Source organism: Kineococcus gynurae, assembly GCF_042433995.1.
GTDB lineage: Bacteria > Actinomycetota > Actinomycetes > Actinomycetales > Kineococcaceae > Kineococcus > Kineococcus gynurae.
Map to the genome: position 1 here is coordinate 23,517 of NZ_JBHLUI010000001.1, position 23,349 is coordinate 46,865.

At 76.1% G+C, this 23,349-nt stretch carries 24 protein-coding genes and 1 tRNA gene; 21 read left to right on the forward strand and 4 right to left on the reverse strand.

Annotated features, from left to right (window positions below):
• From ACFFKU_RS00105 to ACFFKU_RS00200, 20 genes are all read left to right on the forward strand, one after another.
• Positions 1-837 carry a hypothetical protein gene (locus ACFFKU_RS00105; protein ID WP_380134224.1) on the forward strand — a complete coding sequence of 279 codons (837 nt, stop codon included), beginning with the start codon at positions 1-3 and terminating at the stop codon, positions 835-837.
• Complete coding sequence (locus tag ACFFKU_RS00110; RefSeq protein WP_380134227.1) at positions 834-2,195, forward strand: TadA family conjugal transfer-associated ATPase; 1,362 nt, start codon at positions 834-836, stop codon at positions 2,193-2,195. The genes ACFFKU_RS00105 and ACFFKU_RS00110 overlap by 4 nt, the downstream gene beginning before the upstream one ends.
• Complete coding sequence (locus tag ACFFKU_RS00115; RefSeq protein ID WP_380134230.1) at positions 2,192-3,067, forward strand: type II secretion system F family protein; 876 nt, start codon at positions 2,192-2,194, stop codon at positions 3,065-3,067. Before ACFFKU_RS00110 ends, ACFFKU_RS00115 begins: the two co-directional genes overlap by 4 nt.
• Positions 3,064-4,002, forward strand: coding sequence for a type II secretion system F family protein (locus ACFFKU_RS00120; RefSeq protein ID WP_380134233.1), 939 nt, complete (start codon positions 3,064-3,066; stop codon positions 4,000-4,002). The genes ACFFKU_RS00115 and ACFFKU_RS00120 overlap by 4 nt, the downstream gene beginning before the upstream one ends.
• Before the next feature lie 123 nt (positions 4,003-4,125).
• Positions 4,126-4,428, forward strand: a complete 303-nt coding sequence (locus tag ACFFKU_RS00125; RefSeq protein WP_380134235.1) for a hypothetical protein — start codon at positions 4,126-4,128, stop codon at positions 4,426-4,428.
• Complete coding sequence (locus ACFFKU_RS00130; RefSeq protein WP_380134431.1) at positions 4,425-4,850, forward strand: TadE family protein; 426 nt, start codon at positions 4,425-4,427, stop codon at positions 4,848-4,850. Before ACFFKU_RS00125 ends, ACFFKU_RS00130 begins: the two co-directional genes overlap by 4 nt.
• The gene (locus tag ACFFKU_RS00135; RefSeq protein WP_380134237.1) at positions 4,847-5,284 is read left to right on the forward strand and encodes a TadE/TadG family type IV pilus assembly protein; all 438 of its coding nucleotides are present in this window, start codon (positions 4,847-4,849) and stop codon (positions 5,282-5,284) included. The genes ACFFKU_RS00130 and ACFFKU_RS00135 overlap by 4 nt, the downstream gene beginning before the upstream one ends.
• Positions 5,281-5,787, forward strand: coding sequence for a pilus assembly protein TadG-related protein (locus tag ACFFKU_RS00140; RefSeq protein ID WP_380134238.1), 507 nt, complete (start codon positions 5,281-5,283; stop codon positions 5,785-5,787). The genes ACFFKU_RS00135 and ACFFKU_RS00140 overlap by 4 nt, the downstream gene beginning before the upstream one ends.
• Complete coding sequence (locus ACFFKU_RS00145) at positions 5,784-6,509, forward strand: hypothetical protein (protein WP_380134241.1); 726 nt, start codon at positions 5,784-5,786, stop codon at positions 6,507-6,509. The genes ACFFKU_RS00140 and ACFFKU_RS00145 overlap by 4 nt, the downstream gene beginning before the upstream one ends.
• The gene (locus ACFFKU_RS00150; protein WP_380134243.1) at positions 6,509-7,648 is read left to right on the forward strand and encodes a hypothetical protein; all 1,140 of its coding nucleotides are present in this window, start codon (positions 6,509-6,511) and stop codon (positions 7,646-7,648) included. Before ACFFKU_RS00145 ends, ACFFKU_RS00150 begins: the two co-directional genes overlap by 1 nt.
• Before the next feature lie 62 nt (positions 7,649-7,710).
• On the forward strand, positions 7,711-8,586 hold the full coding sequence (locus ACFFKU_RS00155) for a LysM peptidoglycan-binding domain-containing protein (protein ID WP_380134245.1): 876 nt from the start codon (positions 7,711-7,713) through the stop codon (positions 8,584-8,586).
• 41 nt (positions 8,587-8,627) lie between these two features.
• Positions 8,628-9,581 (forward strand): segregation and condensation protein A, encoded by a 954-nt coding sequence (locus ACFFKU_RS00160; RefSeq protein ID WP_380134248.1) that lies wholly within the window; start codon positions 8,628-8,630, stop codon positions 9,579-9,581.
• Positions 9,578-10,447, forward strand: a complete 870-nt coding sequence (gene scpB, locus ACFFKU_RS00165) for an SMC-Scp complex subunit ScpB (RefSeq protein WP_380134250.1) — start codon at positions 9,578-9,580, stop codon at positions 10,445-10,447. The genes ACFFKU_RS00160 and scpB overlap by 4 nt, the downstream gene beginning before the upstream one ends.
• Positions 10,444-11,475, forward strand: a complete 1,032-nt coding sequence (locus tag ACFFKU_RS00170) for a pseudouridine synthase (RefSeq protein WP_380134253.1) — start codon at positions 10,444-10,446, stop codon at positions 11,473-11,475. Before scpB ends, ACFFKU_RS00170 begins: the two co-directional genes overlap by 4 nt.
• 81 nt (positions 11,476-11,556) lie before the next feature.
• The gene (gene aroH, locus ACFFKU_RS00175; RefSeq protein ID WP_380134256.1) at positions 11,557-11,943 is read left to right on the forward strand and encodes a chorismate mutase; all 387 of its coding nucleotides are present in this window, start codon (positions 11,557-11,559) and stop codon (positions 11,941-11,943) included.
• A gap of 61 nt (positions 11,944-12,004) precedes the next feature.
• On the forward strand, positions 12,005-13,117 hold the full coding sequence (locus ACFFKU_RS00180) for a prephenate dehydrogenase (RefSeq protein ID WP_380134258.1): 1,113 nt from the start codon (positions 12,005-12,007) through the stop codon (positions 13,115-13,117).
• A gap of 103 nt (positions 13,118-13,220) precedes the next feature.
• Positions 13,221-13,958, forward strand: coding sequence for a (d)CMP kinase (cmk, locus tag ACFFKU_RS00185; protein ID WP_380134434.1), 738 nt, complete (start codon positions 13,221-13,223; stop codon positions 13,956-13,958).
• Complete coding sequence (locus tag ACFFKU_RS00190; RefSeq protein WP_380134261.1) at positions 13,955-14,698, forward strand: lysophospholipid acyltransferase family protein; 744 nt, start codon at positions 13,955-13,957, stop codon at positions 14,696-14,698. The genes cmk and ACFFKU_RS00190 overlap by 4 nt, the downstream gene beginning before the upstream one ends.
• A 53-nt stretch (positions 14,699-14,751) precedes the next feature.
• Positions 14,752-16,176 carry a ribosome biogenesis GTPase Der gene (der, locus tag ACFFKU_RS00195; RefSeq protein ID WP_380134436.1) on the forward strand — a complete coding sequence of 475 codons (1,425 nt, stop codon included), beginning with the start codon at positions 14,752-14,754 and terminating at the stop codon, positions 16,174-16,176.
• A gap of 49 nt (positions 16,177-16,225) precedes the next feature.
• A tRNA-Pro gene (locus ACFFKU_RS00200) sits at positions 16,226-16,302 on the forward strand.
• A 77-nt stretch (positions 16,303-16,379) separates the two neighbouring features.
• Here ACFFKU_RS00200 and ACFFKU_RS00205 read toward each other — a convergent pair.
• Both ACFFKU_RS00205 and ACFFKU_RS00210 read right to left on the reverse strand, forming a co-directional pair.
• On the reverse strand, positions 16,380-17,696 hold the full coding sequence (locus ACFFKU_RS00205) for an APC family permease (RefSeq protein WP_380134263.1): 1,317 nt from the start codon (positions 17,694-17,696) through the stop codon (positions 16,380-16,382).
• Between the two features lie 136 nt (positions 17,697-17,832).
• Entirely contained in the window at positions 17,833-18,393 is a 561-nt protein-coding gene (locus ACFFKU_RS00210; RefSeq protein ID WP_380134265.1) for a helix-turn-helix domain-containing protein, read from the reverse strand.
• A gap of 67 nt (positions 18,394-18,460) precedes the next feature.
• Here ACFFKU_RS00210 and ACFFKU_RS00215 point away from each other — a divergent pair, with 67 nt between their 5' ends.
• Positions 18,461-19,408 (forward strand): NAD(P)/FAD-dependent oxidoreductase, encoded by a 948-nt coding sequence (locus ACFFKU_RS00215; RefSeq protein WP_380134268.1) that lies wholly within the window; start codon positions 18,461-18,463, stop codon positions 19,406-19,408.
• 19 nt (positions 19,409-19,427) lie between these two features.
• Here the strand turns inward: ACFFKU_RS00215 and ACFFKU_RS00220 are convergent, their stop codons facing one another.
• Together ACFFKU_RS00220 and ACFFKU_RS00225 are read right to left on the reverse strand one after the other, a co-directional pair.
• On the reverse strand, positions 19,428-20,972 hold the full coding sequence (locus ACFFKU_RS00220; protein ID WP_380134270.1) for an alpha-amylase family glycosyl hydrolase: 1,545 nt from the start codon (positions 20,970-20,972) through the stop codon (positions 19,428-19,430).
• Positions 20,969-23,272: a beta-galactosidase gene (locus ACFFKU_RS00225; protein WP_380134272.1), complete on the reverse strand. Its 2,304-nt coding sequence runs from the start codon at positions 23,270-23,272 to the stop codon at positions 20,969-20,971. Before ACFFKU_RS00225 ends, ACFFKU_RS00220 begins: the two co-directional genes overlap by 4 nt.
• Positions 23,273-23,349: the final 77 nt, after the last annotated feature.

The window sequence follows — 23,349 nt, forward strand, 5'->3', positions numbered from 1 at the left end:
GTGGCCGTCGTCGCGTTCTGCTCGGCCACCGGGGCCCCCGGCGTCAGCACGGTCGCCACGCTCACCGCCGCGCTCTGGCCGCGCCCCGCGGTGGTCCTCGACGCCGACCCGTCCGGCGGTGACGTCGCCCTGCGCCTGGGCTCGCGGTCCGGGGGCGAGGACTCCGGGATGCTGCGCCTGCTCACCGCGGCCCGCCACGGCCTCGACGCCGCCGACGTCCTCGCCGAGACCCGCACCCTCGACGGGGGGCTGCCCGTGATCAGCGGGCTCGGCCGTCCCGAGCAGGCCGAGGCCGCCCGCACGTCGTGGACCGTGCTGGCCGGGGCGGTGCGGGCCGCCGGGACCGCCACCGACCTGATGGTCGACACCGGGCGGCTCGGGTCGCCCTCGAGCGCCCCCACGGCGCCGCTGCTGGCCGTCGCCGACCTCGTCGTCGTCGTGCTCACCCCCGAGCTGGCCGCACTGGCCCACACCCGGACCCGCGCGGTGGCCCTGGCCGACGTCCTCACCCGCTCCGGTGGGACCGTCCCCGTCGTGGCCCCGCTCGTCGTCGGGGGCACCCGCCGTGACGCGGGCACCGCCGTCGCGGTCCTGCAGGACACCGCCCGCCGCAGCGGGCTGGGCGTCCTCGACCTGTCCCCGCTGCCGCACGACCCCGCCGGGGCGGCCGTCTTCGCCGGGACCCCCGGACCCCGCCCGGAACGCACCGCCCTGGTGCGGGCCGGCCGTGGCCTCGTCCGCGCCCTGGCCGAGCACCTCGACCATCTCGCCCATCTCGCCCATCTCGCGACCGCGCCGCCGACGGCCGTGCCCAGCCTGACGGGGGACCGCCCATGAGCACCCCGGTCCCCGCGCCGCGCGACCCCGGTGCCGGCCCCCGCGGCCCGCTCCGGCGCATCGACCACGACCTCGTCCGGGCTCTGCGCAGCCGCGTCGCCGACCTGCTGAGCGACCGACGGCGGGCCGAGGACGCCCGACCCCTCGACCCCGAGGACGAGCGGGCCTACGCCCGTTCCCTCGTCGTGCAGGTCCTCGAGGACCACGCCCGCGCCGAGGTCGCCGCCGGACGCCCGCCGCTGTCCGCCGTCGCCGAGGAGCTGCACGCGGCGGCCGTCGTCGCCGCCCTGTTCGGCGTCGGACGCCTGCAACCCCTGCTCGAGGATCCCGACGTCGAGAACGTCGACGTCAACGGCTGCGACCGCGTCTTCGTCGGCTACGCCGACGGTCGCGAGGAACTCCTCGACCCGGTCGCCGATACCGACGACGACCTCGTCGAGCTCGTCCAGGTGCTCGCCGCCAACGTCGGGCTCAGCTCCCGGGCCTTCGACGCGGCCAACCCGCAGCTCGACCTGCGCCTGCCCGACGGGTCCCGGCTGTCGGCGGTCATGGGCGTCTGCCGCCGCCCGGCCCTCAGCATCCGCCGCGCGCGGCTGACCGAACCCACCCTGGCCGACCTCGAACGCAACGGGACCCTCGACGCCGACCTCGCCGACTTCCTGGCCGCCGCCGTCCGTGCCCGGAAGAACATCATGATCGCGGGTTCCACGAACTCCGGGAAGACGACCCTGCTGCGCGCGCTGGCCGCCGAGATCCCGCCCGCCGAGCGGCTCATCACCGTCGAACGCGCCCTGGAGCTCGGCCTGGACGCCTCGGCGGCGCACCCCAACTGCCTGGCCCTCGAGGAACGCCTCCCCAACGCGGAGGGGCGCGGCGCGGTGACCCTGGCCGACCTCGTGCGCCGCTCGCTGCGCATGAACCCCAGCCGGGTCATCGTCGGGGAGGTCCTCGGCGACGAGATCGTCACCATGCTCAACGCCATGAGCCAGGGCAACGACGGCTCGCTGTCCACGATCCACGCGAACTCCTCCGCCGCCGTCTTCGACCGCGTCGCGACCTACGCGCTGCAGGCCGCCGAACGCCTCCCGGTCGAGGCCACCCACCACCTCCTCGCCGGAGCGCTGGACCTCGTCGTCTTCCTGCGCCGCGGCCCGGGGGCCGACGGGACGCTCCGTCGTCGGGTCGCCAGCGTCCGCGAGATCACCGGGGTCGACGGCCGCGTCCTCTCCAGCGAGATCTTCGCGACCCCGCCGCGCAGCGAGGGGCCCGCCCGACCGGCGACCCCACCGGCCTGCGGCGAGGACCTCGAGGCCGTCGGCTGGACCGGGTGGGACGCCTGGCTGGCAGGGACCCGATGACCGTCCCCACGACCCTGCTGACCCTGACCGGGACCGGGGTGGGCCTCGGGCTCTGGCTGCTCACCCTCGCCTCGCTGCCCCGCGCCCGCCCGCGACCCGGGACCCCCGTCCGGCCCCGCACCCCCGCGCTCACCCCGGCCCGTCGCCGCCGGTGGCTGCTCGCCCTCGCCGCCGCCGTGCTCACCCTCGTCGCGACCCGGTGGGTCGTGGCCGCGCTCGGCGTCGGGGCGCTCGTCCTCGGTTGGGAACGACTCGTGGCCACCACCGGCGACCACGGCCGGGGCACGGCCCGGCCGGAGGCCCTGGCCGGGTGGACGGAGTCGTTGCGCGACAGCATCGCCGGCTCGGTCGGCCTCGAACAGGCCGTCCACGCCGGGGCGGGCACCGCCGGGCCCGCGCTGCGCCGCCCCCTGCACCGCCTGGTCGACCGGCTCCGGATGCGCGAACCCCTGCCCGGTGCCCTCCTCCGCCTCGCCGACGACCTCGACGACCCGGCCGCCGACGTCGTCGTCGCCGCCCTCGTCCTCAACGCCCGGCTGCGCGGCCCCGGCCTGCGCGACGTCCTGACCGCCCTGGCCGTCTCCACCCGGGAGGAGCTCGACGCCCGCCGCCGCGTCGAGGCGGAACGCCGCAGCATCCACCGCAGCGTCCGCATCGTGCTCGTCGTCGTCCTCGGGGTCATGGCCCTGCTCACCCTCACCAACCGCAGCTACGTCGCCCCCTACGCGACCCTCGGCGGCCAGCTCGTCCTCGCCCTCGTGGCCGGGTTGCTGCTGCTGGGACTGCTCTGGCTGCGCCGCCTCTCCGCCCCCGAGACCCCCGCCCGGCTCCTCGTACCCGCCGTCGGCACCCACCCCGGGAGGACGTCGTGACCGGCGCCGCTCTCACCGGGGCGCTCGTGGGGTTCGGCCTGCTCCTGCTCGCCCACGCCCTGCTGCCCGCCCGTCCGGCCCTGGCCACCCGCCTGGCCCGCCTCGACGCGCCGACCCGACCCGCCGGTCCGACCGCCGGTCCGACCGCCGGTCCGACCGCCGCCCCGACCGCCGACCTCACCCCCGGCCGCCCCCGCCTGGCCGACCGGTGGGGCCCCCGGCTGCTGGACCTGCTGGACCGGCACGGACCCCGGCTGCCGCGGCTGCGCGCCGACCTCGCCGTCTGCGACCGCGACCCCGGCGCCTTCCTCGCCACCAGCCTCCTCGTCGGGCTCGTGCTGCTGCTCACCGCTCCGGCGGCCTGGATCGGCCTGCGCCTGACCGGGGTCCCGCTGCCCGCGACCGTCCCGCTCGTGGCGGCCCTCGCGCTGGCCGCGACCGGCGCCCTCGCCCCCGCCCTGGCGCTGCGCGCACAGGCCCGCACCCGTCGCCGGGAGTTCCGCCGCGTCGTCGGCGTCTTCGCCGACCTCGTCGCCATGAACCTCGCCGGGGGCCGCGGACTGCCCGAGGCCCTCCTCGCCTCGACCAGCATCAGCGAGCACTGGGCGATGCAGCGGCTGCGCCGCGCGCTCACCGAGGCCCGCCTGCACGCCACCTCCCCCTGGCAGGCCCTGGCCGCCCTGGGCGAGGACGTCGCCGTCGACGAACTGCGCGACCTCGCCGGCACCCTCACCCTCGCCGCCGAGGACGGCGCCACCATCCGCGCCAGCCTCGCCGCCCGCGCCGCCACCCTGCGGCGCAAGGAGATGTCGGACACCGAGGGCGAGGCCGGGGAACGGGCCCAGTCGATGCTCGTGGCGCAGCTGCTGCTCTGCACCGCGTTCCTGGTCTTCCTCGCCTACCCGGCGCTCGCGAGCCTGCTGGCCCAGACGTGACCGCCCCCCGCACCCGCGCCGCCCGGCACCACGGCGACCCGGACCTCCACCCGAACCTCCACCCGAACCTCCACCCGAACCTCCACGAGAAGCCCGACCAGAACCCCGACCAGGAGACCCGCGATGACCGCCACCCTCGTCCGCACGCCCGCCCCGCGCCGCACCCCGTCGAGCCCCCCGCACCCGCCCGCGACCCGCACGACGCGCCCCTCCCCGCGCCTGCTCGGACTCACCCTGCTCACCCGCCTGCGCCACGAGCACCGCACGGTCCGCGACCTCGGCGCCTCCGCGCTGGAGTGGGCGGTGATCGCGGCGGTCGTCGTCGTGGCCGCCTCGGTCATCGGTGGAGTGGTCTACGGGATCGTGCAGCAGAAGAGCGCTGCCCTGCAGACCTGCGCCTCCGCGGCCGTCGGCACCTCCTGCTGACCCCCCGCGGCACCGGCACGCGCGACCGGGGTTCGGCCGCCCTCGAGCTCGCCGTCGTCGCCCCGGCCCTGCTCCTCCTCGTCTTCACCGCCGTCCAGGTCGGGCTCTGGGGCTACGGACGCGCCGTGGCCCAGCAGGCCGCCCGGGAGGGGGTCTCGCAGTACCGGCTCGCCGCCGACGCCCGCACCGCCGAGCTCTACCGACCCGTCGTGGAGGCCCACGTGCGCGGCTACGCCGGGACCCTCGGTCGCGAGGCGCTCACCGACGCCACCGTCGCCTCGACGTGGGTCACCGACCCCACCGGCCGGCCCCGCGTCGAGGTCGCGGTCACCGGGACGACCATCACCCTCGTCCCCGGCCTGCACCTCGCCGTCACCGGCCGGGCGCAGGGGTCCGTCGAACGCTTCGGCGACGGCCGATGACCCCCCGGACCACCCGCCGGACCACCCGCCGGGGTCCCGCCGACGCCGGGACGGCCGCGCTCGAGCTCACCCTGGCCGCCCCCGTCCTGCTCCTGCTCCTCGCCCTGCTGCTGACCTGGGCCCGGCTCGGGCACGTCCACGCCGCCCTCGACGCCGGCGTCCGCGACGCCGCGCGCACCGCCACCGGACAACGCTCGGCCGGCGACGCGGCGCTCGCCGCGCGCAGCGTCGTGCTCGACGCGCTCGGCCCCGGGGACTGCGCGGACTCCCTGCAGCTCGACCCCGTCGGACCCTTCACGCCGGGCCGGGCGGTCACCGTCCGCGCGCACTGCCGCTTCTCGGTGCTCGACCTGGGACTGCCCTCGGCCCCCGGCGAACTCCGCCTGAGCAGTTCCTTCTCCTCACCGCTCGACCCCAACCGGGAGGTCTCGTGAACCACCGACCCCTCCGCCCCGACCCCACCCCCGTCCCCGTTCCCGCCACCGCGCGCGAGGACGGGTCGATCGGCGTCGCCGTGCCCGCCCTCGCCCTCGTCCTGCTCCTGCTGGCCGGACTCGTCGTCGACTCCGCCCGCCAGCTCGACGCCCGCGGCCAGGCGGTCGGCTACGCGGAGGAGGCCGCCCGCGCCGGCGCCGCCGCCGTCGACCTCGACTCCGCCGAGCTCCGGCTCGCCCCCGAGGCCGAGGTGCGCGCCCGCGTCGTCGCCTACTGCCGCGACGCCGTCGCCGCCGGAGCCCCCATCCGCGACCCCGACGGCTGCTTCCGCGGCATCGACGCGGTCGGCGCGGGCGACCCGCGCCGTCTCGTCGTGCAGGCCCACGTCGACGTCGTCCAGCCCGCCTCGCTGCTCGGGCTCGTCGGGGTCCGCGAGCTGCACGCCTCCGGCGAGGGTCGCGCCCGACCGGTCGACGGCATCCGCTTCCAGGACGCCCGGTGAGCCCCCGCCGACCCACCCGGCCCACCACCCGGCCCACCACCCGGCCCACCACCCGGCCCACCGCCCGCCTGATCGGTGGCCTCACCGCGGTGGCGGCGCTCGTCGTCACCGGCACCGTGCTCACCGCGCGCGCCCCCGCCGACCCCGACCCGCCGGCCGTGCGGCCCCCGACCGCCGCACCGGCCCACCCCGCCCACCTCCCGATCGGCACCGGGGCGCGCGCGGACACCGACCCGCTCGACGTCGACCCGGTGGACGGCGACCCGGTCGACGTCGGCACCCGCGCCGCCGCGCAGGCCGCCCTCGACGCCTACCTGCGCGCCGAGGCACGGGCCGTGAACGCCGCAGGCGCGCCCGGGGCCGACCCGGCGACCGTCACCGCGACCCGTGCCGACCTGCTGCGGACCCTGACCCCGGCGGCCGCGCGCTGGGCCCTGCCGCAGCTCGCGGCCGACACCGGCGACGTCATGCCCGGGCCCTACCCCGTCGGGGTCCTGCGCACCGAGACCCTCGGGCCGGACCGCCTCGCCCTCGACCTCTGCCTGCAGGACCGCGGCTGGCAGCACGACCGGCGCACGGGGCGTCCCCTCGGCGACCCCCACCTCGGCATCGCCCGGGCCGTCCTGCAGCGCGTCGGCGACGACTGGCTGCTGGCCGATCTCGTCGCCGGGACCGACTGCAGCGCAGCCGAGGCGAGCACCGTGACGACGGAGGAGTTCTGATGTCCGGCACGACCCGCCCCCGTCCGACCGGGGCAGCCCCGGTCGCCGCCCTGCTCGTCGTCCTGGCGGTCGTCGTCACCCTGCTCGGGCCGACCACCCCCGCCGTGGCCGCGGAGGCCGGGGCCGCCCGCCCGCAGAGCACCGACGTGCGCAGCACCCGGGTCAGCGGGGCCTGCGTCCTCTGGTCGAACTCCTCCGGCGGGTACGGACGCAGCTGCGCCAAGGGGCGCTGGCGGAGCTTCCGAGACCTCCTCGACGGGGCCGTCGCCCCGACCTGCTGGCTGCTGCCCGCCGGGGCCCGCGACCTCGCCCCCGACCGGGTCAGCGCCCCGCCCCGACCCGCGCCGACCCCCGTCCCCACCGCGACCCCCACCGCGACCCCCACCGCGGAGCCCGCACCGACCCCCACGGCGGCGCCCGTCGACGCCCCGCCCACCCCCGCCCCGCTGCCGACCCCGGCCCCGCTGCCCACCCCCGTGGTCGCGGCCCCCACCACCGCCGCGCCCGAGGAATGGACCCAGGTCTGCCTCTCCCCACCCGTCGACCCCACGACCGGCATCCCCACCGGTCCCGTCCAGCTGGTCACCTCCGAGGTCGTGCTCAGCGCCGACGACCCGGACCGACCGCCGTTCTGGTGGGAACTCACCCCGGGACAACGCGCCTACGCCGACCTGCGCGAGGAGCGCGCGGGCGCCATCACCGTCGGGCGCCTCGTGGTCAGCCCGGTCCTCAGCCCGCGGGTCCGGCAGCCGGTCGCGTTCTCCCTCGTCGGGACCTCCGCCCCGACGCTGCCCGGGCCGGTCCTGCTCCGCGCCCGCCTGCTCGACCTCACCGTCGACGGCGGCGACCCGGACGCCCGACCGACCCGCTGCCTCGGCTCCGGCCGGCTCCTGCTGGCCGGCACGGACGACCGCGCCGGGCCCGACGTCTGCGCCTACGAGTACCGCAGGACGTCCTACGACGCCGGCGCGGGATCGGCCGTGACCGCCCGCGACGTGTTCACCGCCCGGGCGGAGGCCACCTGGCGCGTCGAGTTCAGCGACGACGACGGGGCGAGCTGGCAGACCTTCCGCGACGTCCTCGTGCCGCGAAGCACCGGGGTCCGCGTCACCGAGGTGCAGACCCTGGTGGTGCCGTGACGCCGCCGGGTGCGCCCGACGGACCCGCCCCCCACCCGACCCGTCCCCGAGAGGAACCACCCGTGCCGACCTCGCCCCGGCTTCAGTCCCGGCTTCCGCGCCGGCCGCTCACCGCCCGGGAACGCTCCGGCGAACTCCTCCGCGGGGCGCTCGCGGTCCTGCTGCTGGTGGGGCTCGTCGTCGGGGTGCCCGCGGGTCTGCTGATGCTCGTGGGCGACCCGCTGCCGAGCACGCCCCCGGGTCCGGACTGGCTGCTCGCCCCCCTCGGGCCAGGGGCCGTCCTCGACCTCCTCGCCGTCCTGCTCTGGGCCGCCTGGGCCCACCTGCTCGGCTGCCTCGTCCTGGAGGTGCGAGACCACCGGCGCGACGTCGTCCGGCCCACCCCCGCCGGCCCCACCCGGGCCGTGGCCCGCCGCCTGGTGGCCACCGTCCTGCTGCTCGGCGCGGGCGTCCCGGTCGCCGTCGCCGCGCCCCCCACGGCTCCACCCCCGGCCGACCGGCCCGTCGTCACCTCCGCCGGGCCCCGCACCGCGGCGCCCACCGACGTCCCGACCGGGCTGCCCGACCCGGCCTGGGGCGGGCGTACGACGACCGGACCCACCTCGGCCCCCGTCCCGGACCTCCGCCCGACCCCGGTCCCGGACTCGACCCCGGACCCGACCCCGGACCCGACCCCGCACCCCGCCGCCCGGGAGACCGTCGCCCGCGAGGCCGCCCCCGGCCCGGTCTGGGTCGTCCGGCCGCCGCAGGGCCGCCACCACGAGTGCCTGTGGGACATCGCCGAGCGCACGCTGGGCGACCCGCTCCGGTACCGGGAGATCTACGACCTCAACCGCGACCGCGTGCAACCCGACGGCGGACGGCTGCTCGACGCCGACCTGATCCGTCCCGGCTGGACCCTGCAGCTGCCCGCGGACGCCCGGGTCCCCGCGGGCTGAGCTGGTCGGGCCGCGGGCCCGACCTCGGTACCGTGACCCCCGTGAGCGTCGACCCCGCCCTGCTGGAGCCGGGTCCCGCCGACCCCGCGCCCGCGGCGGGTGCCGTCCCGGGTCCGGACGGGCCGGGGTCCCCGGGCGGGTCCCGGCGGGCGTTCCAGGTGCACCTGGCCAACTTCGACGGTCCCTTCGACCTGCTCCTCGGGCTCATCACCAAGCACCAGCTCGACATCACCGAGGTGGCCCTCGCGAGCGTCACCGACGAGTTCATCGCCCACCTGCGGGCGGCGACCACGGCGGGTCGGACGGGGCAGGACTTCGACCTGGACGAGGCCAGCGAGTTCGTCCTGGTGGCCGCCACCCTGCTGGACCTGAAGGCGGCCCGGCTGCTGCCCGCCGCCGAGGTGGAGGACCCCGAGGACCTCGCGCTGCTCGAGGCCCGCGACCTGCTCTTCGCCCGCCTGCTGCAGTACCGGGCGTACAAGCAGGTGGCCGAACTGCTGGGGGAGCGGCACGCCGAGTCCTCGCGCCGGGTGGCCCGGGCCGTGTCCCTGGAACCCCACCTCGAGAAACTCCTCCCCGAGCTGGTGCTGCGCATCACGCCCGAGCAGTTCGCGGCGATCGCCGCGCGGGCCATGACGCCGAAACCCGTGCCGCTCGTCGGGCTGGACCATCTGCACGCCAGCACCGTCAGCGTCCGGGAGCAGGCGGCGGTCCTGGTGGCCCGGCTGCAGCGCAACGGGTCCGCCACGTTCGCGGACCTCGTCGCCGACGCCGGGGACGGTCCCGAGGGAACCCTGGTGACCGTGGCCCGGTTCCTGGCGGTGCTGGAACTCTTCCGGGAACGTCGGGTGCGGCTGGAGCAGGACGACGCGCTCGCCGACCTGGTCGTCCGCTGGGACGACGCGACCGGGGACGATCTGGACACCGACGCGGTCCTCGGCGGCGTCGACGAGTTCGAGGGCGCCGAACCGACCGTTCCCGGGAGGGACGCATGAGCACGACCGACCCCACCGGCGCGACGCCCGTGACGTCCCTGAACGGCGGACGGCCCGAGGACGCACTGCCCCAGGACGAGGACGCGGGCGCCGGGTTGACCACCGACGTCGGGCTGCGGGCCGCCTTCGAGGCCGTCCTCATGGTGGCCGACGACCCGGTGCCGGCGGCGGCCCTCGCCCGGGCCACCGGCATCGAGACCGACGACGCCGCGCAGGCGCTGCGGGAGCTGGCCGGGTCCTACGACGAGGAGGGCCGGGGTTTCGAGCTGCGCGAGGTGGCCGGAGGGTGGCGGATGTACTCGCGGGCCGCGCACGCCGACGTCGTCGAGGCGTTCCTGCTCGACGGGCAGACGGCCAAGCTCACCCAGGCCGCGCTGGAGACCCTCGCCATCGTGGCCTACCGCCAGCCGGTCAGCCGCTCGCGCGTCTCGGCGGTCCGCGGTGTCGCCGTCGACGGCGTGATGCGGACGCTGCTGACCCGGGGCCTGGTCAGCGAGGCCGGGGTCGAGGCCACCAGCGGCGCGACCCTCTACCGGACCACCGCGGAGTTCCTGCACCGTATGGGGCTGGAGAGCCTTGAGCAGCTGCCGCCGCTGGCCCCGTTCCTGCCCGACGACGTGCCGGTCGAGGACGTCGGGCCGCCGGAGGTGCTGGCCGTCCCCGCCCGGGTCCCCGCCGTCGCACCCGCCGCGGACGTCGAGGGGTCGTCGATGAGGGACAATGAGTCCTTTGCCGCGGTCGCGCCGGACGGCGACGCGTCGGGCCCGGACCGAGAACCGGACGGGACGTCGGCGACGGATCCCGTCGAGGACCCGCGGCACGACCAGCAGCCAGACCAGCAGCACGACCAGCAGGAGGAACGATGAGCCCGTCCGCACCCCGTGGAGGCGGCGCCGGCCGCGGTGGCGGAGCCGGGCGCCGTGGTGGCGGCCCGCGCCCGGCCCAGGGCCGGGGCGGCGCCGGGAAGCCCGCGCGCGGCGGGAAACCGTTCGGCGGCAAGGGGAGCGCGGCCGGTGGGCCCAAGGGGGCGGGCAAGAACCCCGGGGGTTCCGGCAAGGTCGCGGGCCGTCGGGGGGCCGCCCGCCGGATGACCGACGACATCAAGCCCGCGCCCGCGCCGCCGCGTCGGGGTGCCCCGCCGGTCCGGCCCGGGGCCGACGTCCACGACCCCGAGGGCGTGCGGCTGCAGAAGGTGCTGGCCCAGGCCGGGGCCGGGTCGCGCCGCGCCTGCGAGGAGATGATCGCCGCCGGACGGGTCACCGTCGACGGCGAGGTGGTCACCGAGCTGGGGGTCCGCATCGATCCCACCCGGCAGGTCGTCCACGTCGACGGCCTCCGCTTCGCCATCGACGACGACCTCGTCTACATCGCCGTGAACAAGCCCGTCGGCGTCGTCTCGACGATGTACGACGACGAGGGCCGGTTGAACCTGGCCGACATGGTCGGGCCCCGCGAGGAGCGGCTCTTCCACGTCGGGCGCCTCGACATGGAGACCGAGGGGCTCATCCTCCTCACCAACGACGGCACCCTGACCCACCGGCTGCAGCACCCCTCGTTCGGGGTCAAGAAGACCTACCTGGCCGAGGTCCGCGGCCCCGTCAAGCGGGAGCTCGGCAAGAACCTGCGGGCCGGGATCGAGCTGGAGGACGGGCCGGTCCAGGTCGACTCGTTCCGGGTCGTCGACTCCAAGCCGGGCTACGCGCTCGTCGAGGTCGTCCTGCACGAGGGGCGCAAGCACGTCGTCCGCCGACTGCTCGAGGCGGAGGGGTACCCGGTCCTCAAACTCGTCCGGACCCAGCTCGGGCCGATCGTCCTGGGCGACCTCAAGCCCGGGAAGAACCGGCGCCTCACCAAGGGCGAGGTCCAGCAGCTCATGGCCGCGGCCGGCTTGTGACCGGTCGCGGCGCGGTGCCCGCTCACCCGGGTGGTCCAGACGGGTGCGACCCGCGCGGCGGATGTCGCTACGGTGAGGCCCGTGCCTGAACCCGTCACCGCCCCCCGTCGCGTCCGAGCGGTCCGCGGGGCCGTGCAGATCGACGTGGACGAGCGTGAGGAGATCCTCTCCGCGACCCGGGAACTGGTCACCGAGGTCATCTCCCGCAACGGGTTGCACCTCGACGACTTCATCAGCGTGATCTTCACGTCGACCGCCGACCTCAGCGCCGAGTTCCCGGCGGTGGCCGCGCGCGAACTCGGGATGGGCGACGTCCCCCTGATGTGCGCTCGCGAACTGGAGATCGCCGGGTCGATGCCCCGGGTGATCCGGTTGATGGCCCATGTCGAGACCGGTCTCGCGCGGGCCGAGGTCCAGCACGTGTACCTGCGTGGCGCGGTCGCCCTGCGGCGCGACATCGCGCAGTGACGACCGCCCGGCAACCCGACGCGAACCCCGCCCTGAATTCCGACCCGACGCCGCCACGACGATGACGCTCGACGCCTCCGCCCCCGCGCGCACCACCGGCACCGTCCGGGTGGTGGGCACCGGCCTGCTCGGGACCTCCGCGGCCCTGGCCCTGCACCAGCGGGGGGTCGACGTCGTCCTGGCCGACCCCTCGCCCACGGCGATGGCCCTCGCCCGCGACCTGGGGGCCGGCCGGTTCCCGGGTCCCGACGACGACCCCCGCCTGGTCCTCGTGGCCTGCCCGCCCGACGTGGTCGCCGACGTCGTGGCGGCCGAGCTGGCGAGCCACCCCTCCGCGGTCGTCACCGACGTCGCCAGCGTCAAGAACGGTCCGCTGCTGACCCTCCGGGCCGCCGGCGCCGACCTCAGCCGCTACGTCGGCGGGCACCCGATGGCGGGCCGGGAGCGGCACGGCGCGGTCGCCGCCCGCAGCGACCTGTTCGCCGGACGCCCGTGGGTGCTGACCAGCACCGCCGAGACCCGACCGGGCGCCCTTGAGCTGGTCCGCGACCTGGCCGTCGACTGCGGGGCCGCGGTCGTGACCATGGGGGCCGAGGAGCACGACGCCGCTGTCGCCGTCGTCTCCCACGCCCCCCAGGTCGCGGCCAGCCTGGTCGCGGCCCGGCTGCGCGAGGCCAGCGAGCCCGCGGTGGCCCTGGCCGGGCAGGGCCTGCGCGACGTCACCCGGATCGCGGCCAGCGACCCGGCGCTCTGGGCGCAGATCCTCGCCGGGAACGCGGCCGAGGTCGCCGACGTGCTGGCCGAGCTGCGCGCCGACCTCGACGAGGTCATCGGCGCGCTGCGGGCGCTCACCGCCGACCCGGCGGCCCCGGGGGCCCGCGGCCGGCTGGCCCGGGCGATCGCCGACGGGGGGAGCGGACGCGACCGGATCCCCGGCAAGCACGGCAGCGCGCCGGCCGCCTACGCCACCGTGGTGGTCGTCGTGCCCGACCAGCCCGGAGAGCTCGCCCGCCTGCTGGGCGACGTCAGCGCGGCCGGGGTGAACCTGGAGGACCTGCGCCTGGAGCACTCGGCCGGGCAGCGCGTGGCCCTGGCCGCGGTGGACGTGCTGCCGGCGGCCGCCGAGCACCTCGCCACCGCCCTGCGCGCGGGTGGCTGGACCGTCCCGCTCTGAGGCGGTCCCGACCCGGGGCGGGGACGGTCCGGCGACCGGCGGGCCCCGGTCGAGCGGGTAACCTCGTGCGGTGCCCAGCTCCACCGATCCCGCCCCCGTCGACGTGCCCGACAACCCCGTCCCCGCCCGGCGCGGCGCTCTCGTGGTAGCCGTCGACGGCCCCTCCGGGTCGGGCAAGTCCAGCGTGAGCCGGGCGGTCGCGGCCGAGCTCGGCGTGGCCTTCCTGGACACCGGCGCCATGTACCGCGCCGCCACCTTCTCGGTCCTGGCCCACGGGGTCGACCTGACCGACCGGGCCGCCGTCGCGGCCCACGTGCGCGGGGTCGCCCTCGACCTGGACCTCGACGCCGAGGCCGGGGACCGGGCCGAGCTCGTCGTCCTGGTGGCCCCCGACGGTGCGCGTCGCGACGTGACGACCGAGATCCGCGGGGCCGAGGTGACCGCTGCGGTCAGCGCGGTGGCCGCCGTCCCGGAGGTGCGTTCCGACCTCGTCCTGCGCCAGCGCGCCATCATCGAGTCCGCCTGCGCCGCACCGCGTCCCGGTCGGCAGCCGGGCATCGTGGCCGAGGGGCGCGACATCACCACGGTCGTCGCCCCCGACGCCGACGCCCGCATCCTGCTGACCGCCTCCGAGGCCGTGCGGATGGCCCGGCGCGCCGGTCAGGACGGTGCTCCCGACGCGACGTCCGAGGCCGTCCGGGCCGCGGTCGTGGGCCGCGACGCCCTCGACGCGCGCACCACGTCCTTCACCACCGCCGCCGACGGGGTGACCACGGTCGACTCGACCGAGCTGGACTTCGCCGGGACCGTGGCGGCCGTGCTCGCGGTGGTGCGCCGGTGAGCGGCCCGCGTCCGGCCGACCCGGCGCCCTGGACCCGCGCCGTCGGCAAGCTGCTGGCCCACGGCGTCTGGAACGCGAAGGTGCTCGGCGCCGAGAACGTGCCCCGCACCGGTCCGGTGCTGTTCGCGGCCAACCACGCCTCGATCCTGGACGGGCCGCTGCTCTACGGCGTGACCCCGCGCCCCGCGCACTTCCTGGTCAAGAAGGAGTTCTTCGAGGGCTCCGCACCCGCCCAGCGCATCGCCGGGTGGGGCCTGCTGAAGGCGGGGCAGATCCCGATCGACCGCAGCCGCGGCGACCGCGACGCGCTGTCGGCCATGCTCGGGGTCCTCGCCGAGGGGGGTGCCGCCGGGATCTTCCCGGAGGGCACCCGGGGCAGCGGTGACGCGTCCTCGGTGCGCTCCGGCATCGCCTGGGTCGCCCTGCAGTCCGGCGCCCCGGTCGTGCCGGTGGCCTGCCTGGGGGCGCACCGGCCGGGGGAGAAGCACCGCTCGACCCCGCCGCTGCGCCGCAAGCTGTTCTTCTGCTTCGGCGAACCGTTCACCGTCGTCAAGGCCGCGGGCGTCCCCGGTCGGGTCGCCCTGGCCGACGCGGTCGAGCAGGTCCGCCGCAACCTGTCCACCCACGTGCTGCACTCGTTGCAGCGCACCGGGATCCACACCCCGGAGAACCGCGAGGCGGCCGACGAGCTCGGCCTGGGCGACCTCGCCTCCGACGACCTGCCGGGAGGCACCTCGTGACCGATCCGTCCGACGCCCTGAAGCACCACGCCGAGCGCGAGGTCGAGGAGAACATCGAGGCCGCGCTGCGCAGCGGCCTGGAGGACTACGACCTCTCCGAGGAGGACGCGGCCCTCCTCTCCGACGACGGGTCGGGCGACCTCGACGACGGCCCCCGCGGGCCGCTGCCGGTGCTCGCCGTGGTCGGGCGCCCCAACGTGGGCAAGTCGACCCTGGTGAACCGCATCATCGGCCGCCGCGAGGCGGTCGTCGAGGACGTTCCCGGGGTGACCCGGGACCGGGTGTCCTACCCGGCGACCTGGGCCGGACGCGACTTCACGCTGGTCGACACCGGGGGCTGGGAGAAGAACGTCGAGGGCATGGCCGCCCGGGTCGCCGAGCAGGCCGAGATCGCCGTCGAGCTGGCCGACGCGGTCGTCTTCGTCGTGGACGCCACCGTGGGCGCGACCGCGACGGACGAGCAGGTCGTCCGGCTGCTGCGCCGGTCCAAGCGACCGGTCGTCCTGGTCGCGAACAAGGTCGACGGCCCCCGGCAGGAGGCCGACGCCACCGAGCTCTGGTCGCTCGGTCTGGGCGAGCCCTACCCGGTCTCGGCCCTGCACGGGCGGGGCACGGGGGACGCCCTCGACGCCGCGGTCAAGCTGCTGCCCGAGGTCTCCGCGGTCGGCGGGGCCCTGCCCACCGGCGGCCCCCGTCGCGTCGCCCTGCTGGGGCGGCCCAACGTCGGCAAGTCGAGCATGCTGAACAAGCTGGCCGGCTCCGAGCGCGTCGTCGTCCACCCGACCGCGGGCACCACCCGCGACCCGGTCGACGAGATGATCGAGCTCGGCGGGCGCACCTGGCGCTTCGTCGACACCGCCGGGATCCGCCGCCGGGTGCACCTGACCAAGGGTGCGGACTTCTACGCCTCGTTGCGCACGCAGGCCGCGCTGGAGAAGGCCGAGGTCGCGGTCGTCCTGCTCGACTCCAGCGCCCCGCTCACCGAGCAGGACATCCGGATCGTCACCACGGTCGTCGAGTCCGGCCGGGCCCTGGTGCTCGCCTACAACAAGTGGGACCTGACCGACGAGGAACGCCGCCACTACCTGGAGCGCGAGATCGAGAAGGAACTCGTCCAGACGCCGTGGGCGCCGCGGGTGAACGTGTCGGCCATGACCGGGCGGCACCTGGAGCGGCTCGTGCCGGCCCTCGACACGGCTCTGGAGAGCTGGGACTCCCGCATCCCCACGGGGCGGCTGAACTCGTTCCTGGGCACCGTGGTCGCCGCCCATCCGCACCCGGTGCGCGGCGGCAAGCAGCCCCGCATCCTGTTCGGGACCCAGGCCTCGACGCGCCCGCCGCGGTTCGTGCTGTTCGCGTCGGGCTTCCTGGAGGCCGGCTACCGCCGCTTCCTCGAGCGCCGGCTGCGCGAGGAGTTCGGCTTCGAGGGCACCCCGATCGAGGTCAGCGTCCGGGTGCGGGAGAAGCGCAAGCGATGAGGTAGGGTTTCCCTCGGTTCGAACGGCCCGCGAGGGCGGTGAGAGCCATCGGGCTGTGGCGCAGCTTGGTAGCGCACTTGACTGGGGGTCAAGGGGTCGCAGGTTCAAATCCTGTCAGCCCGACCAGCGGAAGCGCAGGTCAGAGCGGGTGCTCGTCTTCGGACGGGCACCCGCTTCGTCGTTGCGGCCCCACCGGGCCGGGATCAGGGGCGGGTGAGGCGGCGGGAGCGGCCGCGGGTGAGCAGGTGGATGACGAGCCCGACGACGAGCAGGACGGCGGCCCGCCACCAGACGTCGGCCTCCAGCTGGGTCATCAGGGCGAGCGAGCAGACCACCCCGAGGACGGGGAGTGCCGTGGGGGCGCGGAAGTGGGCGTGCTCGACCCGGTCCCGACGCAGCCGCAGCACCGCCAGGTTGGTGCTGACGAACACCACCAGCAGCAGGAGCACGACGGTTGCGGCCAGCGAGGCGAGGGACCCGCTGGCCAGCAGGAGGCCGGAGGCCGCGGTGGTGACGAGGATCGCCACCCACGGGGTGCGCCGCCCCGGAAGCACGCGGGCCAGCACCGGCGGGAGCAGGCCCTCACGGGCCATGCCGTAGGTGAGCCGGCTGCTCATGATCGAGGTCAGCAGGGCGCCGTTGGCGACGGCGACCAGCGCGACGACGGCGTAGAGCCACCCGGGGACCCCGACGTCGGCGACCCGCACGACCTCGAGCAGGGGGCCGTCGGAGTCGACGATGGCGGCGGTGTCGACCGTGGCCCCGACCGCGAGCCCGACCAGGACGTAGACCGCCCCCGCGACGGCCAGACCGCCGAACAGGGCGCGCGGGTAGGTGCGTGAGGGGTCGAGCGCCTCCTCGGCGAGGTTGGCCGAGGTCTCGAACCCGACGAAGGAGTAGAAGGCGATGACCGTCGCGGCCAGGATCCCGACGGCGGGGGAGTGGTCGGGGGAGAACTCCACGACCCGCTCCAGCGATCCCTCCCCGCGACCGAGGACGAGGACCCCCAGGGCCACGACGAACAGCAGCCCGGCGACCTCGACCACGGTCATGACCACGTTGGCGCGCAACGAATCACGGATCCCGCGCAGGTTCAGCAGGGCCACCAGGGCGAGGAACACCAGGGCCGCCGGCACGGCGGGGACGTCCAGCAGCGCGCCCAGGTAGTCCCCGGAGAACGCCAGGGCCAGCCCGGCGACGCTGGTGATCCCGGCGGCCAGCATGCAGAACCCCACGAGGAAGGAGACCGTGTCGTGGCCGAAGGCGCGCTGCGCGAACACCGCGGCGCCCCCGGCGCGCGGGTACTTGGTGACCAGCTCGGCGTAGGAGGACGCGGTCAGCAGGGCCAGCAGCAGGGCCGCGAGCAGGGGGACCCAGATCGCCCCGCCCACCTCGCCGGCGAGCGTCCCCACGAGCGCGTAGATCCCGGCCCCGAGGACGTCGCCGAGGATGAACAGGAACAGCAACCGTCCGCTCACCACGCGCTTGAGCCCGGGGGCGGTGTCGGTGTCGGCGCTCATCGGGGCACCGGGACGGTGCGGGGGGCAGCGGGCATCGGGGACTCCCGGGTGAGAACTGGACGGCCGGTGGGGCCGGGGTCTCGACCGCAGCCGACGCTAAACCCGTCGCGAGGCCGCGCAACCCGGTGCGCCGCGATCAGATCGGGTCGGGGGAGTGGGTGTGCATCCGCGCGCCGGTCTCGTCGAAGATGCTCAGCACCTGCGCGGGCCGGGGACCGCTCGCGGCCATGGCGTGCGGCACCCGGGTGTCGAACTCGGCCGCCTCCCCGCGGTCGAGGACCAGATCCTGCTCCCCGAGCCGGAGCCGTAGTTTCCCGGACAGGACGTAGAGCCACTCGAAACCCTCGTGCACCCGCAGCCGTTCGACGCTGCCCCCGGGCGGGTAGGTGATCTTCCAGGCCGCCACCGGGGAACCCTCGGGTGTGAGCGGGGTGACCGCCAACCCGTTGCGCTGCATCGTGGCCCGTCGGACCCGGGGATCGGGGGCGGCGGTGCGGACCAGGTCGTCGAGGGAGATCCCGAGCTGCCGCGTGAGGGGGAGCAGCAGTTCCAGCCCCGCCTGGCGCTTCCCCGACTCCAGGCGGGAGAGGGTGCTGACGGACATCGCCGTCCGACCGGCCAGGTCCTCCAGCGTCCAGCCGCGCCGCGTCCGCGCGGCCCGCAGTCGGGGACCCACGTGCTGCAGGGCGTCGTCCACGACCCCTCCTTTGCCGATCCTGCAAAGATGTTTGCGATCAGAGCCTAACTCCTCCCACCCTGGACGCATGGGAACGGACTGGGACGCGATCGTCGTCGGTGGGGGAGCGGCCGGACTGGCGGCGGCCCTGATGCTCGGGCGGTCGAGGCGCCGGATACTCGTCCTGGACGCGGGTGAGCCGCGCAACCGCTTCGCCGCGCACATGCAGGCGGTCCTGGGTCACGACGGGGTCCCGCCGGAGCAGCTGCTGGCCCGCGGCCGGGAGGAGGTGCGCCGCTACGGGGTGCAGGTCGAGGAGGCGGTCGTGCACGGGGTCGCGGAGGACGCGACGGGGCTCGCTGTCGAGACCGACGGGGCCGCGCTGCGCACCCGCGCCCTGGTCGTCGCGACGGGTGTCCGCGACACGCTGCCGCCGGTGCCGGGACTGGCCGAGCACTGGGGGCGCAGCGTCCTGCACTGCCCCTACTGCCACGGCTGGGAGGTCCGCGACCGCGACCTCGGTGTCCTGGTGCAGTCACCCATGGGGGCCCACCAGGCCCAGCTCGTGCGCCAGCTCAGCGACTCGGTGACGGTCTTCACCGGCGTGGCGGGGACGCCCGCCGACGTGCTCGGCCCGGCCGCCGAGCGGTTGCGTTCCCGCGGCGTCCGCATCGTGCCCGAGCCCGTCCTGGACGTCGTCGGGTCGGACTCCGCGCTGCAGGCGGTGCGGACCGCGGACGGGACCGAGCACCCGGTGCAGGCGTTGTTCGTGGCCGCGGCGCTGCAGCCGCTCGACGGGTTCCTGTCCGGGCTCGACCTGGCCCGGGCCGACACCCCGGTCGGACGGTTCCTGGCGGTGGACCCCATGCAGCGCACCAGTTCTCCGCGGATCTGGGCCGCGGGGAACGTGGCCGCCCCGATGGCCAACGTCCCCCTCGCCACCGCGGCCGGGACGATGGCCGGCGCGGCGGTCAACGCGGCGCTCACCGAGGAGGACTTCGACCGAGCCGCGTGGGCCGCGGGTACCCCGTCCTGATCCCCGTCCTGACCCCGCCTCAGCCCTGGTCGAGCACCGCGTAGCCGAACGGGTCGAGGTCCAGCCGGTCGGCACCCCGGTGCAGCCCGCGTTCCAGCACGACCCGGGCCGCGCCGATCCCGGTGAGGTCGGACCCCGTGCGGGCCCCCGAGGGGTTCAGCGCGACCACCAGGGACCCGCCGCGGACGTAGACGAACGGGTAGTCGTGGTGCAGCACGTCCAGGTCGGCGTCGACCCGCAGCCGGTCGTCCCGGCTCCGGAGGCCGATGACCGCCCGGGTGAAGGCGAGCAGGGAGGAGGGATCGATCCGTTGGTCGGCCACCGTGGGCCGGTCCGGTCGCGGGTCCTGCGGCAGGTAGCGCGACTCCCGGGCCGTCTCGGCCCCGCCCCAGGGCATCGGGGTCCGCGATCCGGCCCGTTCGTAGCGCGGGCCGAGGCTCGAACCCTCCAGCGGTCCGACCCCCTCGACGTAGCGCATCCCGATCTCTTCGCCGTAGTAGAGGGAGGGCAGGGCCGCCCACGTGAGCGTCAGCAGCGTGACGATCCGCGCCTGGTCGGCGTCCCGGGGCCCGGCCACGGGTCGGGTCACGTCGTGGTTCGCGGTCGGCAGACCCACCACGCCGGGCCGCGGCCCCGCGGCGATGGCGGCCGCGGCGCGTCGCCAGGCGGTGACGAAGGTCCGCGTCGTGCCGCGCCCGGCGGCGTCGGCCCAGCAGGTCTTCTGGTTCCAGTGCTCGTGGACGGTGCCGACGCCGTTGTTCCAGAGCGAGCGCCAGGGCAGCCCGTCGTCCTCGCCGCCGAACTGCAGCAGGAAGTCGGCGTGGAACCCGGCGGGGACCGAGGTCGCCGGGTCACCCCACTCCGCGATCAGCACCCGTCCCGGGTAGGTCGCCTCGATCCAGTCGCGCAGCTGCGTCCAGAGTTTCCGGGTCTCGACGTGGCCGGGATCGTCCTTGACCAGGGAGGCCGCCATGTCGACGCGGAACCCGGCGACCCCGCGGTCGAACCAGAAGGACATGATGTCGCGCAACGCCTTCCGGTTGGCCCGCGGTCCCGGGGCGTCGACGTCCTGCCGCCAGGGCTCGGCCGGGTCCTCCCGGGCGTAGCCGTAGTTCAGGGCCGGTTGGCAGGCGAAGAAGTTCGGGAGGTACCACCAGTCCGCCCCGCCCGGGCCCGGGACGAACCCGTCGGCGGGGACGTCGGACCGGATGTAGCGGTCGGGCTCGTCCCGGAACCAGGGGTGGGTGTCGGAGGTGTGCCCGGCCACCAGGTCCAGCAGGACGGCGATCCCCCGCGCCCCGGCCTCCCGGGTCAGCGTCCGGAGGTCCTCCTCGGTGCCGTACCGCGGAGCGATCCGGGTGAAGTCGGCGACGTCGTACCCCGCGTCGGCGAAGGGTGAGGCGAAGCACGGGCTCAGCCAGATCGCGCCGACCCCCAACCAGGCCAGGTGGTCCAGGGCCGCCACGATCCCGGGCAGGTCCCCGATGCCGTCGCCGTCGGCGTCGGCGAAACTCTGCGGGTAGATCTGGTAGAGCACCCCGGTCTGCAGGTCGAGCGACGTCATCGCGGTCCTTCCTCCTCCGGGTCGACCCCGACCCGGACCAGCTCGGCCCGGGTCCCTCCAGCCTCCTGCACGAGCCAGGCACCGTGGCGGGCGGGGAGGGTGAACCGGGGGTGCAGGGGGGCTCCCTCGTGGGAGACGAGGACCCGCGCGGGCCACGGGGACACGTTCAGGACGTGGGTGATCCGGGTCCCGTCCGGCGTCGCGGTGGGGACGAGCACCACACCCGGGACGTCGCTGTCGAGCTCGAACCGGGGGCGCGCGCCCAGCCGGTCGAGGAACGCCCGCCAGAGCCCGAGCCGGCAGGGCAGGTCGGCGGCCACCACGACCACCCGTCCTCGGTCGAGAGGACGCTCGACCGCGCACGGGGTTCCGTCGCCGACGATGCGGGCCAGGACGTGCTCGTCGGGCACGCCCCGCAACGGCTGGACGAATCCCGCCCGGACCTCGGCCCGGTCGGGGCCCGGGAGGGCGAGGCCGGGGGAGGGACGGACCGAGCAGAACCGGGTCGGCCCCGACTCCTGCCGCTCGCCCACGTCGAGCCCCAGCGCCTCGCTCAGGACGTCGACCGGCCGCCCGAGGAGGTCGTGGGTGGGGAAGGGGCCGTGCAGCAGCAACCGGCCGCCGCTCCGGACCCAGGCCACGAGGCGTTCCTGGAGGTCGGCGTCGAGGTAGGGGGTGGGGGCCAGGGCCAGCACCCGGGCGCGGTCCAGCTCGAGGACGGGGGCCCCGAGGTCGACGGCGTCGGGGGCGAAACCCGAGAACAGCAAGGACCGGACGAGGATGCTGCGCGGTCCGCACCCGCGGAACCGGTCCAGGTCCTCGGCGACCCGCGCGGCCAGGGGGGAGTGCGGCGCGCAGAACTCCGTCGCGAAGTGGTCGGGGACGAATCCCAGCGTCACCCCGTCGGAGACGGGACGCGCCGCTCGGAGGAGCGCGGAGTTCCCCCGCAGCGAACCCAGCGCCGCGACCAGGGCCGGGTGGTCGGGGGAGGTGCGCCCCTCCGGGTCGACGGGGGCGCTGAACCCGTGCCGTTCCCCGGTGGTGGCGATCCGGTCGTTGCCGTCCGCGGGTGGGGTGTCCACCAGGTCGGCGTCGAGGACGGGGTTCCGTCCGCCGGCCCAGAGGTAGACGTTGAGGAACGTGTTGCCCTGCGCCACGAACAACTGGGCCTTGAGGGGAGCCGCCTCCGGTCCGCTGACGATCTGCAGGGCCTCCCCGTAGTCGCTGCCCCGGCTCACCTCGAACTCCAGGCACCCGGTGGCCTGGCCGGGGGAGAGGGTCGCGGCGAGGAAGGCGTTCGCGGCCCACAGCGCCGGCAGCTTGTCCGGATCCGGGTCCCCGAGGTAGAAGTCGGTCCCCGGCAGGATCCGGGGGTCTCGCCAGGTGTCGCGCAGTTGCGAGATGCCGATCGGGAACCGTTCCGCGCGCTCGGCCCAGCACCCGTGCACGTTGACCAGCAGCGGCACGGTGACGCCGAATTCCCGGGCCAGGTCGGCCAGGGCCGCCACGTACGCGGCGTAGGTGCGGCGGTGGTCACGGGCCACAGCCCGCTGGATCCGCAGGACCAGGTGCTCCGGGGGGCGGCGGACGAGGTCCGTCCAGGCGGGCAGGTCGTCGGGCCCGAGGCCGGACTCCGCGCGGACCCGCTCCGGGCCGAGGTCGTCCACCAGGTCGCGGACGACGCGGGCCACGGTCCGCTCCGAGAGGTCGGGACTGTTCGCGACCCACGGGAGCATCCCGATCTCGTTGTCGAGCTGCACGGCGACGACCCCCGGCCCCGGGCCCGGCCGCGGGGTCGTCAGCAAGGGCAGCACGGCCGCGAACCACCCGCGCACGGCGGTCAGGAACCGTGGGTGGCCGTAGTCGACGATCGTCTCGGTGGGTCGTCGACCGTCCCACCCCGGGGGCCGCAGGTCGTCGGCGGCGGCGCCGAGGGAGTAGGGCAGGCCCTCGTTCTTGAGCTCGGCCATGACGAAGGGACCCGGCCGCGCGATGACCCCGAGGCCGCGCTCGGCGCAGAGGTCGAGGAAGCGCCCGAGGTCGCGCGCCGGGTGGGTGCGACCCGAGAGGTCCACGACCCGGCGGGAGCCGGTGCCGCGCACCTCGTGCCAGAGCCAGGGGACGTAGGTGGCGACGGTCGTCAGCCCGGCCGTGACGGCGCCGTCGAGCCGGTCGACCCACTCGTCGGGGTTCAGGCGGAAGTAAGGGATCTCCCCGGCCAGGACGAGGTCCGGGCCGAGGTCGGTGGGTCCTCCGGGGGCGCTCCCGGGGACGGTGACGGGTGGGGGCGACGGGACCATCGGCGGTCTGCCTCCAGGGATCGGGAGCGGGGACGGCGCTGGATGTAACCGGATACATCGGCTAGCTTAGGTCATGT

What these genes read in the sequence shown, in the direction of transcription:
- ACFFKU_RS00110 (WP_380134227.1), top strand. Translation starts at nt 834, where the DNA reads ATGAGCACCCCGGTCCCCGCGCCGCGCGACCCCGGTGCCGGCCCCCGC.
- ACFFKU_RS00115 (WP_380134230.1), top strand. Translation starts at nt 2,192, where the DNA reads ATGACCGTCCCCACGACCCTGCTGACCCTGACCGGGACCGGGGTGGGC.
- ACFFKU_RS00125 (WP_380134235.1), top strand. Translation starts at nt 4,126, where the DNA reads ATGACCGCCACCCTCGTCCGCACGCCCGCCCCGCGCCGCACCCCGTCG.
- ACFFKU_RS00135 (WP_380134237.1), top strand. Translation starts at nt 4,847, where the DNA reads ATGACCCCCCGGACCACCCGCCGGACCACCCGCCGGGGTCCCGCCGAC.
- ACFFKU_RS00150 (WP_380134243.1), top strand. Translation starts at nt 6,509, where the DNA reads ATGTCCGGCACGACCCGCCCCCGTCCGACCGGGGCAGCCCCGGTCGCC.
- scpB (WP_380134250.1), top strand. Translation starts at nt 9,578, where the DNA reads ATGAGCACGACCGACCCCACCGGCGCGACGCCCGTGACGTCCCTGAAC.
- ACFFKU_RS00170 (WP_380134253.1), top strand. Translation starts at nt 10,444, where the DNA reads ATGAGCCCGTCCGCACCCCGTGGAGGCGGCGCCGGCCGCGGTGGCGGA.
- ACFFKU_RS00180 (WP_380134258.1), top strand. Translation starts at nt 12,005, where the DNA reads ATGACGCTCGACGCCTCCGCCCCCGCGCGCACCACCGGCACCGTCCGG.
- ACFFKU_RS00205 (WP_380134263.1), bottom strand. Translation starts at nt 17,696, where the DNA reads ATGAGCGCCGACACCGACACCGCCCCCGGGCTCAAGCGCGTGGTGAGC.
- ACFFKU_RS00215 (WP_380134268.1), top strand. Translation starts at nt 18,461, where the DNA reads ATGGGAACGGACTGGGACGCGATCGTCGTCGGTGGGGGAGCGGCCGGA.
- ACFFKU_RS00220 (WP_380134270.1), bottom strand. Translation starts at nt 20,972, where the DNA reads ATGACGTCGCTCGACCTGCAGACCGGGGTGCTCTACCAGATCTACCCG.
- ACFFKU_RS00225 (WP_380134272.1), bottom strand. Translation starts at nt 23,272, where the DNA reads ATGGTCCCGTCGCCCCCACCCGTCACCGTCCCCGGGAGCGCCCCCGGA.